We start from the raw sequence: 13189 nt of genomic DNA on the forward strand, positions 1-13189 counted from the left end.
ACATAGGTCTGCACCTCGGCCACCACATCCTTGATCGACGCCGTGATCGCCGCGTGGTCGGCATCCTCGGGGATCGCACAGAAAATGGTGTCGCGCATGATCATCGGCGGATCCGCCGGATTCAAAATGATGATCGCCTTACCCCGCGCCGCGCCACCGATGTGCTGCACACCCGCACTGGTGGTCTTGGTGAACTCGTCGATGTTGGCCCGCGTGCCCGGACCCGCCGACGCCGAGGACACCGACGCCACGATCTCGGCATACGGCACCCCCACCACCCGCGACACCGCGTACACGATCGGTATCGTCGCCTGCCCCCCGCAGGTCACCATGTTCACGTTCGGCGCATCCAGATGCTCACGCAGATTCGCCGGCGGAATCACCCCCGGCCCGATCGCGGCCGGCGTCAGATCGATGGCCCGGATACCGGCCTCGGCGTAACGCGGCGCCGCATCCCGATGCACATAGGCGCTGGTCGCCTCGAACACCATATCGGGCAGCTCCTCACGCGCGAGCAACCAATCCACACCCTCATGGCTGGTTTCCAGGCCCAGCGTGCCGGCCCGCGCCAAACCCTCACTCTCGGGGTCGATACCGATCATCCACCGCGGCTCCAACCACTCCGAACGCAGCAGCTTGTACAACAGGTCGGTACTGATGTTCCCCGACCCCACAATCGCCACGGTTGCCTTGTCACCCATGTGTCGGCTCCTACTCGAAATCCAGTCGTACCGAACCCAATCCGGAAAAATCTGCGACGAAGTGGCTACCCGGAGGCGCGTCGATCGCGCGGGTGCACGAGCCGGGCAGCACGATGTCGCCGGCCTTGAGCCGGACACCGAAGCTCTCCACCTTGCGTGCCAGCCACGCCACCGCGGTGACGGGGTTGCCCAGCACCGCATCGCTGCGGCCCTCGGCGACCACGTCGCCATTGTTGGTCAGCACCGCGTCGATGGCCCTGATGTCCACATCCTTGGGCGAGACCCGGGCCTCGCCCAGCACCCATCCCGCCGACGAGGCGTTGTCGGCGATGGTGTCGCACAACTTGATCTGCCAGTTCGTGATCCGCGTGTCGATCAACTCGATTGCCGGCGCGAACGCCGCGGTCGCGGCGAGCACGTCGTCCTCGGTGCACCCGGCGCCCGGCAGGTCGTCGGAGAGGATGAAGCCGACCTCGACCTCGACGCGCGGGTACAGGTAGCGGGCCGACTCGACGGGCCGGTCCTCGAACACCTCCATGCCGTCGAGCAGATGCCCGTAGTCGGGCTCGTCGACGTTCATCATCTTCTGCATGGCCTCCGAGGAGAGTCCCACCTTGTGCCCGATCACCCGCGCGCCGTCGGCCACCTTCGACCGAATGTTGATCAGCTGGATCTCGTAGGCGTCGACGACGTCGATGTCGGGATGGGCATCGGTGAGAGGCGAGATGGGCTGACGCGTGCGCTCGGCTTCGGCCAGGTCGGCGGCGAGCTTTTCGCGCACCTGCGCGGGCAACATGTGAATTCCCCTCGTTTCGTCCACCGGCACAGTTGTTAGTCGGCCGGGCAATTCTATAACGTGTTCTACATGACCGAGCACGAGTATGACGTCGTCGTGGTGGGCAGCGGCGCCGCGGGTATGGTCGCCGCCCTCACGGCCGCTCATCAGGGCCTCTCGACGATAGTCGTCGAGAAGGCCCCGCACTACGGTGGTTCGACCGCACGCTCAGGTGGCGGGGTGTGGATTCCGAACAACGAAATCCTCGAGCGCGACGGGGTCAGCGACACCCGCGAGGCCGCCCGCACCTATCTGCACTCGATCATCGGTGACGTGGTGCCGGCGGAGAAGATCGACACCTACCTCGACCGCGGTCCCGAGATGCTGTCCTTCGTGCTCCAGCACTCGCCACTGAAGCTGTGCTGGGTGCCGAACTACTCGGACTACTACCCCGAGTCGCCGGGCGGCAAGTCCACCGGCCGTTCGGTGGAGCCCAAGCCCTTCGACGCCAAGAAGCTCGGCCCCGACATGAAGGGGCTGGAACCGCCGTACGGCAAGGTGCCGCTCAACGTGGTGGTGATGCAGCAGGACTACGTGCGGCTCAACCAGCTCAAGCGCCATCCTCGCGGCGTGCTGCGCAGCCTGAAGGTCGGCGCCCGCACGATGTGGGCGCAGGCCACCGGCAAGAACCTCGTCGGGATGGGCCGCGCACTCATCGCGCCGCTGCGCATCGGATTGCAGAAGGCCGGGGTGCCGGTGCAGCTCAACACCGCGATGACCGACCTCCACGTCGAAGACGGCGTGGTTCGCGGCATCTACGTCCGCGACACCTCCGCACCCGAGAGTGCCGAGCCGACGCTGATCCGGGCTCGTCGAGGGGTGATCCTGGGCAGCGGCGGCTTCGAGCACAACGAGCAGATGCGGGTGAAGTACCAGCGCGCCCCCATCACCACCGAGTGGACGGTGGGCGCGGTGGCCAACACCGGCGACGGTATCCTCGCCGCCGAAAAGCTGGGCGCCGCACTGGATGTCATGGAAGACGCCTGGTGGGGTCCTACGGTTCCGCTCAAGGGCGCACCGTGGTTCGCGCTGTCCGAGCGCAACTCCCCCGGCTCGATCATCGTCAACATGAACGGCAAACGCTTCATGAACGAGTCGATGCCGTATGTCGAAGCGTGCCACCACATGTACGGCGGACAGTTCGGTCAGGGCCAGGGCCCCGGTGAGAACATCCCGGCCTGGCTCATCTTCGATCAGCGATACCGCGACCGCTATATCTTCGCCGGTCTGCAACCGGGACAACGGATTCCGAACAAGTGGATGGAGTCCGGGGTCATCGTGAAGGCGGACACGCTCGACGAGTTGGCCGCCAAGACAGGCCTTCCCGTCGATGCCCTCGCCTCGACCGTCCAGCGTTTCAACGGATTCGCCCGCGCCGGCGTGGACGAGGACTTCAAGCGCGGAGAGAGTGCGTACGACCGCTACTACGGCGATCCCACCAACAAGCCGAACCCCAACCTCGGCGAGATCAGCCACGCCCCGTTCTACGCCGCGAAGATGGTCCCTGGAGACCTGGGCACCAAGGGCGGCATCGTCACCGACATCTACGGGCGCGCCCTGCGCGACGACGGTTCGATCATCGACGGGCTCTACGCGGCGGGCAACGTCAGCGCACCGGTGATGGGGCACACCTACCCCGGCCCCGGCGGCACCATCGGACCCGCGATGACCTTCGGATACCTCGCGGCGCGGCATCTGGCCGGCAAGGAGTAGCAGGAACCCATCATGCCCATCAATCTCGACGAGGCGATCGGCGCCGAACTCCCCCCGGTCCAATTCTCTTGGACCAGTAGCGATGTGCAGCTCTACCACCTCGGCCTCGGCGCGGGCGCCGACCCCATGGACCCCCGCGAGCTGCGCTACCTGACCGACGGCACACCGCAGGTCCTGCCCACCTTCGGCAACGTCGCGCAGAGCTTCCACATGACCGAACCTCCCGCCGTGAAGTTTCCCGGCATCGACATCGAACTGTCCAAGGTGCTGCACGCCAGCGAGGCAGTGACCGTGCCCGGCCCCATTCCGCCGTCGGGGACGGCCACCGCCGTCACTCGATTCACCGAGATCTGGGACAAGGGCAAGGCGGCGGTGATCTGGTCGGAGACCGAGGTCACCGATACCGCCGGGACGCTGCTGTGGACACAGAAGAGATCGATCTTCGCCCGCGGCGAGGGCGGCTTCGGCGGCGACCGCGGCCCGTCGGGATCGTCAGAAGCACCCGACGGCGCACCCGATGTCGAACTGACGCTTCCCACCTCGCCGCAGCAGGCGCTGCTGTACCGGATGTGCGGCGACCGCAACCCGCTACATTCGGACCCGGAATTCGCTGCGGCAGCAGGCTTTCCGCGGCCGATCCTGCACGGGCTGTGCACCTATGGCATGACCTGCAAGGCGCTGGTGGACAACCTCCTGGACGGCGACGTCGCTGCGCTGAAGTCCTACGGTGCGCGGATGGCGGGTGTCGTGTTCCCCGGCGAGACGTTGACAGTGAACGTGTGGAAGGACGCCGGCATCTATCGCGCGACTGTCACCGCGCCGGAGCGCGACGACGCCGTGGCGCTGGCCGGTGTGGAGTTCGTGCCCGCCTGATCCGCTAGCGGCACAACTCGTCGATCTTGGTCGCGGTGTCCTGCGCGCTGGTCTGCCGCTGGGCCTGAGCGGGGTCGTCTCCGGGGGCGCCGGCGAGTTGACCCATGCCGATGTAGGTGAGGTCATTGGCGAAGGACCGCACTGCATCGGCCAGATCGCCGGGGACAGCGGGGTTGAGTCGGGACAGCAGGAACTCACCGCCGCCGAGAGTGGCGAGCCGGGCATTCGCGGCCACCGCCTGGCGGGCCACTTTGTCGGTGCCGAGATTCGCGTTTGTCTGCAATGAGACCGCGTTGCGCACCGTGGTGAACGCCTGACAGATCTCGGTCTTGGCATCACCGGAGGATGGGGCACCCGCGGCGTTGCCGCTGTCGGTCGACGACGGGCGCAGCACACCCCACGCGGCGAGGGCGAGGGCGATCACGGCGACGACGAGCGCGGCCGGGGCCATCCACGCGGGTTTGGTGTCAGACATGCCAGCGATGATAGCCGATGCGAATCACCTTGATTTGCAGACACTTTCAATTGCGCACACGCCGACACGGGCGTCGACTACGTGTCGACGCCCGTGCCTGCGTGGTTGTGGTTACTTAACCGTTCGATGCAGGCGGGGGCGTGCCGTTGGCGCCCTTGGTCCCGGACTTCCCGAAGAAGCCGCCCCCGCCGGCCGCGCCACCGGTGCCACCCTTGGCCGTGCCCGTGGCAGACGTGCCGTTGCCGCCCTTGCCGCCGTTACCCCCCTTGCCGACGATGCCGGTGCCGTCACCGCCGTCGCCGCCGTTGCCGCCGGTCGCGTCTCCTGCGCCAGCGGTGGCGTTTCCGCCCGCGCCGCCGCCACCGGCCTGGCCGTTCTTGGTGCCGCCGCCGGCACCACCCTTGCCACCGAAGGTGTCGTTGTCGTTGTTGCCGGTCGCGTCGCCGCCGGTACCGCCGGTACCGCCGGTGCCCAGCTCCGAGCGGCCGCCGGAGCCGCCGGCACCGCCGACAGCAATCTCGTCGGTGCCCGAGGTCTGAGCACTGCCGCCGTTACCGCCGTTGCCCGCGGTCACGCTTCCGACCTCACCGCTGTCGCCGCCTGCGCCGCCTTTGCCACCCTGAGCCGAGCCGTTGGTCGAGGCGGCGGTGCCACCGTTACCGCCGTTGCCGCCCTTTCCGCCCCACCGGCCGCCACTGCCACCGGCGCCGCCGTTTCCGCCGAATGCGTTGTTGACGGCGGATTCGTCCTTGTCCGTCGTGGCCGGGTCATCGACGACGTTGGCGGTGTTGTTCACACCCTTGCCACCGTTGCCGCCGCTACCGCCGTTGCCGCCGAACTTGCCGCCATTGCCGCCCGCGCCACCTGCGCCGCCGTTGCACGCGGCGCCAGTGCAGTCGGCGGCAGCGTCGACGCCGTTACCACCGTTGCCGCCGTTGCCGAACCACTTACCGGCATCGCCGCCCGAACCACCATTGGCCCCGTCCCCACCGTTGCCGCCGAGCAGGCCGGCGTCGCCGCCGTTGCAGGCGGTGCCGGTGCAGTCGGCGGCGGCGTCGACGCCGTCTCCGTAGAGCCAGCCACCCTCGCCGATCATCGGCCGCAGCGCGGGCTTGACCGGAGCGGGGACGTCGTCCGCAGCGGCCCCCTTGTGGCTGTTCGCGCCGACCTGCTGCCACCACAGCACGTCCTCGTCGTTGACCAGTTGCACCTGGTGCGTCACCGGCGCCGGCATGGTGTCCTGCGCCAACATCAGCGTCCCGATGCCGGCCATCGCCGCACTGGTGACACCGGCCGCGACGCCGGCGGCGAGATAGGTGCGCACAGACATCGAGCGTGCGCCGCTCTTGGAATGCTTGCCCATGAAAGAAGGTCCCCTTGTTCGTGATCGAATCCCCGTCAGCCGGGGACACTAGTCCTTCGAGCGTCGACGTGAACGGAAACTCGCGATTTGCTGCCGACGGTCGTGTCGGCAGGTCGGACACACAGGCCGGCGCTAGCCCAGTTCCGCTGTCCGCTAAGGCCGAAGCCACCTCACCGAACAAATTGGTGCACTGGGGTGGTGCGGGAACTGTTAGGTTGCTCGGGGGTAAAACCCGCTGCTCGCCAATGAACGTCGGGAGGACGAATCCAGTGAAATTCAAGCCCGCAGTGATCGCTGCCGCCGCCACGGCGACCGCGCTCGGCGTGTCCGGTGCACCGATGGCGTCCGCCGACGCGGAGGTGCAGTACCTCGGCCAGCCCGGTGAACTCGTCAACGGCAACGTGGTACAGCACTGGACGATCACGGGCCTCAAGCCCAGCAGCGACATGATCCCCTATCAGCCGGCCGGCACGCTGTGGGAGGCCACCGCCACCGATGAGGCGATCGCCGGGTCAGTGACACCGATCGTGCCCAATCTCAACGCGCGCGCCCGCAACGGCGACACCTACCGGGTGCTGTTCACCGTGGCCACTCCGCAGGGCGTGAACCCGTCGACGTTGGCGCAGGGCGAGAAGACCAGCGGGAAGATCTACTTCGACGTGACCGGCGAGAAGCCCGACAGCGTTTTCTACTCCGATGGAGGCCCTGACCAGCTGTTGCTGTGGGTGGAGCCACCGCCGCCGCCCCCGCCATCGACAGGCGGCTACCGCGCCCCCGCATCGTCTGGCTCGGCATCCTCCGGCGCCGCCGAGACAGCGACCCCGGAGACCGCCCCGACGTCGACGACTCCGACTCCGGGCGCCGCACCTGCCTCGGCCACCGAATTCCCGAGTCCGGTTCCTGCGGGCAGCGTGGGTACGCCGCTGCCACAGGGGAGCTCGGGAACTCCGCTGCCGGCCGGCAGTGCAGGCACTCCGATCCCCGCCGACATGGCTCCCGCGAGCCCCGCTCCGGCCAGCCCGGCACCGGTGCCCGCCGCGGTCAGCCCGCCACCTCAGGGCAGCTCCGGCACCCCGCTTCCGGCGGGCAGTAGCGGCACCCCCGCGACCGTGCAGAGCCCGCCCACGACCACCGTTGTGGTGCCGCCACCGTCGTAAACGGTCTCCTCACTGGGTGTTCCGCTAGGAGTGAGATGCCCACCAGGTGTACAGCTGGACCATGTTCGGGCCCGTCGGTCCTGACTGAACCTGGCTGACCAACAGATCGGCATCGGTGCTCCAGCCGACCGTCGGCTTGCTCTGCTGGAACCCGCAGACCAGCGTTCCTGCCGTTTGCTGCGGGGTCGCGTTGCGGCGCCACGGACCGGGCGATTGGATGTTGCCAGGGCAATCGACGACCGACGACGTACTGACGATGTTGTCGAACAGGTTCTTCGCGGCAGCCTTGTCGCTGGCAAGCGAATACGTGGCGCTCAGCGGACCGCCCGGATCGGTGTTCTGTCCGCAGCTGACCTGTGCCAGCGCCCCCTGCGCGGGGACAACGGTCTCGCAGGAATCCGGGGCATAACCCGGTGGCAACATGCCCAGCAACCGCGCCTGAGCCTGCTCCGGGCTCTCCGTCGTCGATGTCGCCGAGGCGTCGCCGCCCGCGGACGCCGCGTCGTTCGACGACGGCCAGAACAGCCATGCGAGCACACCGAGGACGAGCACGGCGACGGTTGCGACCGCGATCAGAAGGAACGGCCGGTTGTCGCGGCGAACTGGCCGGGGATTCACCGACAGCGGCGCATCGAATCGACGATCCGCCGCGGCCGGCGGCGACACACGCGAGCTGATCTGCAGCGGCCCGGTGTCCTCGTCGTCGAGTTCCGGCTCCTGAGGACTCATGCTGCCCAGGCTAATGCGTGCTGGACCTCGATCGCTTCATGCTGTGCCGGCGACTGTGCCCCCGCGAGTCACGAGCCGGGCGAACCCCCGTCGGACCCGTCGCCGCCACCGGCAGAATCATTGCCGCCACCTGCAGAGTCATTGCCGCCACCCGCTTCTCGTTCTCCCGTCGGGCCAGCGCCACCACCCTCGGCAGTGCCTTCCCCAGTTCCCGCCATTCCGGTCGACTCTGACGCGTTGTCTGAAGGTGACCTGCTTTGTCCGCCCTGCGGTTCGTCGCCTGGGGACTCAGCGTTGTCGTCCGAGTTCAGTTCATCGGCGTCCGGCACCGTATCCGGCACGTCGCCTTCGATGGTGGTACGGGTGGGTTCAGTCGGCTCCGGCGTCGATAACACCGATGGTGCAACAGTTTCTGGCGCAGCCGTCATCGTTGGTGCAGAGAACGTCTCAGGAGCAGCTGTCACGGTCGTCGGAGCGAACGTCTCGGGTGTGATGGTCACCGGTTCCATCGAAGTCATCGGAGCCGGTGCTGTTGTAGGAGCTGCCTCCACCGTCGCAGCGAGCATCTCGGGCGCCGGCATCGGCGCAGCAGAAATCGCACGCATGACATTGGCCGTGATGGCGTCAGCGACGATGGAGACGCCCGGCTCGACATTGACAAATCCGACAGGCGCCATCGCAGGCGCCGTCGTAGGCGCGGTAGCGGCGAATGGCGCCGCAGAGTCGCTGCGGACATAGCGCATGTCCACGCTGACGGTCGGCCTACCGTTGACCGCGATCTCCACCTGGTAGGGCGTTTTGGGAGCTGACGTCAGCGCGATCTTGCCCATCTCCATGGTGATCCTCGGGAGATCCACCGTTCCCAGCGAAGCGGCGTCGAGCAGCCGACTCAAGTCCCTCATTTCGGGAAGACCGAGCACAGCAGTCAGTGCGGAATCGGGCAACGCCAGTAACGCACGGAGTTTGTCGACCAGAGCTGACACGTCTCTGTCGCCGAACCTCGACGTCAAGAGGATCAGCAGCGCTTGCAACTTGGCTTTCACCGGTGCTTCGCCAAGAATGCCGAAAAGTTGTGGGTTGGCGGCGATTTGCGGACCCGGCGCCATACCCACCCTGGCGCCCCCGAACGTCTTGAACTCCACCGACTCGGTGCTCACCACACTGCGAATATCGGTCGGGCCTTTGATGTCGGCACCCTTCTTCGGTGAGTCATCGCCAGCGGCAGCAACTTTCGTCATATCAGGAAGTGAAACGTAGATCCCAGACGGCACTGTCGACGGGATGAGAGCCCACGTCTGAATCGCGATGCCCGAGACGAGGAACAGCAGGAAGCCGCGGCGAGCTCCTGTAGACATGTGGTCGCCGACGAGCTCCGGATGGTCGACGATCTTTCGAATAGCCACCCACGGAGCCGATGCGCGAACACGCGGCGTTTCGCTCACGGGCCACCCTCCTCATTCTTGGGTCGGTAGGCTGTGCAAACAGAGTAGAACTTTGCCAGACAGAGTGTCAATAACGCGGCGAGTCAGACCAGACAATTAGTCAGACAGACGGAAATCGACCCGAACATTCGACGACGGACGCTAGGCGACCTGTTGTGGTCGACGGTGGGCCGTGGACCGGTGCCCACATGTCCGAACACCCCGAATCTTCCTTCTTACGAGGCGTACTCAGCACTCCTAGCGGCCATCAATCTCGTTCGTACCGGTACCTAGGAAAGAACTAGATCCTTGCCGAAAAGCATGAATCTCACCGCGCGGACCAGCGTGGATCTGCCAGATGAACTCTCGAAAGGAAACATTTCGTCGTCCGATAATATCGGTTGCTGTAATCGACAAACGGTGTCAATGTCATTGTGAACTCTGCCGAAGGCCCATGTTCACTCCGACCTGGCGAAAATTTCGCGGCGCCACTCCTGTGTCTGCGATCATCCAGTCAGGGTCACGGTGGCACACCGACCGAAGGGCATTGATGACGACACCACCCACTTCGTCGGTGAATCACGGGGACATGCCAGCCGCGCCGGCGAAACGCGACGGCTGCGAGCACGGGCGCGGCGGCGCCTGGCAGTGGGTGAAGTGCGTCATCGACGGCTCCATTCGCGCCCTGTGCGGAACGCTTCTGTGCCTGCTGCTGTGCACGTGCGCGTCGCCGTCGGCCCACTCTGACCTCTACCAGGACTACAGCACTGAGCCGGACGGTAGCCATCCTGCCGTGTTCGACTCCGGGCAGACCGCGATTCTCACCTACACGCCGAACGAGTCCGCCCGTCCCACCATCCGAGGGGGGAGGTCGATCATCGACTACAACGCCCCGAGCCGCGGAGCCGGTTACGCCACAGCACAATTGGGTGCCACGGTCTCCTATGTCGAGGCCGATTGGAACTTCGGATCCGGCGGAACGGCGAGCGGCGCGCTGGCTTTGGGGTTGTACGCAACCGCGATCCCCTCTGGGTACCTGGGCGACACACTCACACCGGACAGTCCGGCGCACGTCGTGTTCCTCGATGATCACTTCGAGTACGGCGTATGGCACGACCATGTTCTGACGGTCATCGCGAATGTGCCATACGGGCGCCGCTTCACAACCGAAACTCAGCACGTTGCGGTCTCCGTCGACAAGGCGGCGGGCCAGGCGTGGGTGTTGGGACCGACGGGCGCCGTTTACGGCCCGTTCACGCACACCCAGATCAGGGATGTGACAGCTCCGTATGTCACGGTCGAGCAGTTCTACGGCAACGCCAGTACCGATACTCGCGTCGAGATCCGGCGATGGCGGGCATCATCGGGTCCCACCAATACGCTCGTGCCTCGTCCGTGAAGTAGTCTGCGCACGAACGGGACTCACTCGGCAGGCACTCAAGTGAGGCGAACAGCAGCACCGCTACCACTCTCCCCTGTAGGTTGACCTGTGTGGCCTGGACCCTGACGGATTTCGCCGCGCTTGATGCGAATCAACGCAAAGCGTGGTCCGAAGTTCGCGCCAGCAATCCGGCGCTCGACAGCCCGTACTTCCATCCCGCCTTCGCCGGCGCTGTACACGCGATGTTCGGCGACGTGCAGGTGGCTGTGAACGACGGTCGTATCTGGTTGCCCATCCAGATACACAAGCGACGCGCACGGCCGGTCGGCTGGCCAGGAGCCGACTTCCAAGGACCGGTGGCGGCGCCGGGTGTTCCGGTCGATCTTCTCGAGTTGGTACGCACCACAGGCGTTCACGCGCTGACCTTCGACCACTTCTCAGAAACACGTGATGAATTCGCGCCGTGGGTCGACGGTTATCTGGAAGCGCCCTTCATCGACGTCACCGGTGGCCTTGACGGCTATGTGAGCCGAATCAACAAGGCAAGTCGGGACAAGCTTTCTCGAGTGCGTCGGATGACCAACAAGGCAGCACGTCAACTCGGCGACGTGCGTCTCGTGTGGGATGTCCGGGACCCCCGCGTGCTGGACTGGTTGATCGACACCAAACGCGACCAATACGCAGCGACCGGTGCATACGACTTCTTCGCAATGCAGCGCCGTCGGGACATGATCCACCATCTGGCTCAGACCAGAGTCGACGGTTTTGCCGGCATGCTGTCGGCGGTGTACGCGGGCGATACGCTGCTTGCGGCGCACTTCGGTCTCCGTGACGGTCCGGTGCTGCATTGGTGGTTCCCCGTGTTCGACCGGTCCTTCGCCGAGTTGGCACCTGGATGGATTCTGTTGCGCGAACTGGTCTCTGCCGCCCCACAGCTGGGTTTGGCTCGCATCGATCTCGGTCCCGGTGATGAGGATTACAAGAGGCGGGCGATGACCGGCGCGATTTCAGTGGCCCAGGGCGAGGTCACGGCCGCCCCATGGCGGCGGAAACTACGAGTGACTCGCATCGCCGCCCAGCGGACGGCGATCGCTCGATTGAAGGATTCTCCGCTCAAGCCCAGACTGAGCGCGATGCGGGCGACTGCGTACCGGGCCCTCGCGACATGCGAAGCACGCAGATGACTACCGCATCGCGGACATCGTTGTGCTGTCGGTGAGCTCATCCTGCTCTCGAGCCCTCAGCATCCGCGGAATCCACACAAAATCTGGAATCACCTGCGTAAGCAGCATCGCAACGGCCGCTGCGGCCACCACGCCGGTGGCGCCCCATCGTGCGCCCCACCAGATGCCCAGCAGCACGGCCGTCACTCCCATGGCCGTGATACAGAACGATTGCCACCGGGCTTCACGCGGCATCGTCAGCATCACCCCGCCTGGCAGGTGAATGCATTCGACGAAGAGCATCACTGCGAACGCAACCGCCAATGCCCGCGGCGCGGTGACAAGGCCACCTGAAAGCACCGAGGTGGCCCACGGCGCGAATGCCACGATCCCGACGCCGGCGACTGCGGAGAACATCCCGAACGCGGCGACCGATCTCAGCCACAGCTGCGCGGAAGCGATCGTGGCTGTTCGCCGTTTGACGAAAACCGGCCACAGCGCCATTCCTGCCGTATCGAAGACCATCCACACCACGCCGAAGATCTGCGCTGTCAACGCATAACGCGAGAGTTCCTGAGGCGTTGACACGTGGGAGAGGATCAATCGGTGAGACTGAAGACCAAGCGGTAGGCCGATACTCAACACGAACATCCACAACGAGCCGTGCAGAACCTCGCGTCTCGAGTAGTCCGCGCTGGGACGTGCGAACGACGCCCATCCGAGACCACTTTTCCTGAACGCGAAAATCGTGGCAACGCAGTTCCCTGCGAGAACCCCGCCGGCACCCGATATGGCATACCAAATGCTGTCCGCATCAAGACTTTTCAGCGTCAGCGTCAGCAGCAAGGTGAACGCGGCATTGGCGATTGTCATCAGCACTGCCAGCGGATTCATGTTCAAGCCGATGATGATCCGGATGCCGATACCGGCGGGGATCCCCAGAGCAATCAGACACACGGCCACTGTGATCGCGATACGGTCGGCCGAGCCCGTGTTCGTCCCGATCAACAGATGCCATGAATCCGTGGCCATGACCAGCAGGCTGATCACGATCAATCCGGCTGCAACGGCACTCAGCATTCGCAAACCACGCTGCACGGTGGCCAGAGCCACGCCGTCGTCGGTCAGCCGGCCGGGCCTCGAGCACGCACTGGTCACGACCGCGCCGATCCCGAGATCCGCGAACGGAATGAGAAGGCTGAGCGTTGTGACGAGTGAAACGACTCCGAAGACCGCCTCCCCGGTCTGACGCACGATCACTGCCGTGTTGGCCAGCCCGATCAGCGCCACCAACGGCGTTCCGACGATGCGGAACGCCGTGCCCAGCAGAATCGCCTTGCGTTCGATGGGCGCAAGCGTCGCGTCGTAGCGGACGGCG

12 protein-coding genes are annotated in these 13189 nt (G+C 65.7%); 5 read left to right on the plus strand and 7 right to left on the minus strand.

The window, feature by feature from the left end; all coding sequences use genetic code 11:
* Nucleotides 1–701, minus strand: a 701-nt coding sequence (locus tag ACZY1G_RS13055) for an acetaldehyde dehydrogenase (acetylating) (RefSeq protein ID WP_463822626.1), incomplete at its 3' end; no start/stop codon positions are given.
* 10 nt (nucleotides 702–711) lie between these two features.
* Nucleotides 712–1497 carry a 2-keto-4-pentenoate hydratase gene (locus ACZY1G_RS13060; RefSeq protein ID WP_463818365.1) on the minus strand — a complete coding sequence of 262 codons (786 nt, stop codon included), beginning with the start codon at nucleotides 1495–1497 and terminating at the stop codon, nucleotides 712–714.
* 69 nt (nucleotides 1498–1566) lie between these two features.
* Between ACZY1G_RS13060 and kstD the strand changes: the two genes are divergently transcribed.
* Together kstD and ACZY1G_RS13070 are read left to right on the plus strand one after the other, a co-directional pair.
* Nucleotides 1567–3249, plus strand: coding sequence for a 3-oxosteroid 1-dehydrogenase (kstD, locus tag ACZY1G_RS13065; protein ID WP_463822627.1), 1683 nt, complete (start codon nucleotides 1567–1569; stop codon nucleotides 3247–3249).
* Nucleotides 3250–3261: 12 nt separating this feature from the next.
* Nucleotides 3262–4122 (plus strand): MaoC/PaaZ C-terminal domain-containing protein, encoded by an 861-nt coding sequence (locus ACZY1G_RS13070; protein WP_463818363.1) that lies wholly within the window; start codon nucleotides 3262–3264, stop codon nucleotides 4120–4122.
* Between the two features lie 4 nt (nucleotides 4123–4126).
* Here the strand turns inward: ACZY1G_RS13070 and ACZY1G_RS13075 are convergent, their stop codons facing one another.
* Both ACZY1G_RS13075 and ACZY1G_RS13080 read right to left on the minus strand, forming a co-directional pair.
* On the minus strand, nucleotides 4127–4597 hold the full coding sequence (locus ACZY1G_RS13075; protein WP_463818362.1) for a hypothetical protein: 471 nt from the start codon (nucleotides 4595–4597) through the stop codon (nucleotides 4127–4129).
* Nucleotides 4598–4712: 115 nt separating this feature from the next.
* A complete protein-coding gene (locus ACZY1G_RS13080) occupies nucleotides 4713–5960 on the minus strand; it encodes a hypothetical protein (protein ID WP_463818361.1) in 1248 nt (415 codons plus the stop codon).
* A 269-nt stretch (nucleotides 5961–6229) separates the two neighbouring features.
* Between ACZY1G_RS13080 and ACZY1G_RS13085 the strand changes: the two genes are divergently transcribed.
* The gene (locus ACZY1G_RS13085; protein ID WP_463818360.1) at nucleotides 6230–7117 is read left to right on the plus strand and encodes an MPT63 family protein; all 888 of its coding nucleotides are present in this window, start codon (nucleotides 6230–6232) and stop codon (nucleotides 7115–7117) included.
* A gap of 24 nt (nucleotides 7118–7141) precedes the next feature.
* Here the strand turns inward: ACZY1G_RS13085 and ACZY1G_RS13090 are convergent, their stop codons facing one another.
* Both ACZY1G_RS13090 and ACZY1G_RS13095 read right to left on the minus strand, forming a co-directional pair.
* Nucleotides 7142–7846, minus strand: a complete 705-nt coding sequence (locus ACZY1G_RS13090; RefSeq protein WP_463822628.1) for a hypothetical protein — start codon at nucleotides 7844–7846, stop codon at nucleotides 7142–7144.
* A gap of 68 nt (nucleotides 7847–7914) precedes the next feature.
* A complete protein-coding gene (locus ACZY1G_RS13095) occupies nucleotides 7915–9288 on the minus strand; it encodes a hypothetical protein (protein WP_463822629.1) in 1374 nt (457 codons plus the stop codon).
* A gap of 568 nt (nucleotides 9289–9856) precedes the next feature.
* Here ACZY1G_RS13095 and ACZY1G_RS13100 point away from each other — a divergent pair.
* Complete coding sequence (locus ACZY1G_RS13100; protein ID WP_463822630.1) at nucleotides 9857–10666, plus strand: hypothetical protein; 810 nt, start codon at nucleotides 9857–9859, stop codon at nucleotides 10664–10666.
* A gap of 92 nt (nucleotides 10667–10758) precedes the next feature.
* Entirely contained in the window at nucleotides 10759–11832 is a 1074-nt protein-coding gene (locus ACZY1G_RS13105; RefSeq protein WP_463822631.1) for a GNAT family N-acetyltransferase, read from the plus strand.
* Here ACZY1G_RS13105 and ACZY1G_RS13110 read toward each other — a convergent pair whose 3' ends face one another.
* Complete coding sequence (locus ACZY1G_RS13110) at nucleotides 11833–13101, minus strand: lipopolysaccharide biosynthesis protein (protein WP_463822997.1); 1269 nt, start codon at nucleotides 13099–13101, stop codon at nucleotides 11833–11835.
* Nucleotides 13102–13189: the final 88 nt, after the last annotated feature.

This window comes from Mycobacterium sp. IDUB_5, assembly GCF_055419565.1.

Bases quoted from the DNA above. Each gene is read 5' to 3' on its own strand.
- ACZY1G_RS13080 (WP_463818361.1), bottom strand. From the start codon at position 5,960: ATGGGCAAGCATTCCAAGAGCGGCGCACGCTCGATGTCTGTGCGCACC.
- ACZY1G_RS13100 (WP_463822630.1), top strand. From the start codon at position 9,857: ATGCCAGCCGCGCCGGCGAAACGCGACGGCTGCGAGCACGGGCGCGGC.
- ACZY1G_RS13070 (WP_463818363.1), top strand. From the start codon at position 3,262: ATGCCCATCAATCTCGACGAGGCGATCGGCGCCGAACTCCCCCCGGTC.
- ACZY1G_RS13075 (WP_463818362.1), bottom strand. From the start codon at position 4,597: ATGTCTGACACCAAACCCGCGTGGATGGCCCCGGCCGCGCTCGTCGTC.
- ACZY1G_RS13090 (WP_463822628.1), bottom strand. From the start codon at position 7,846: ATGAGTCCTCAGGAGCCGGAACTCGACGACGAGGACACCGGGCCGCTG.
- kstD (WP_463822627.1), top strand. From the start codon at position 1,567: ATGACCGAGCACGAGTATGACGTCGTCGTGGTGGGCAGCGGCGCCGCG.
- ACZY1G_RS13060 (WP_463818365.1), bottom strand. From the start codon at position 1,497: ATGTTGCCCGCGCAGGTGCGCGAAAAGCTCGCCGCCGACCTGGCCGAA.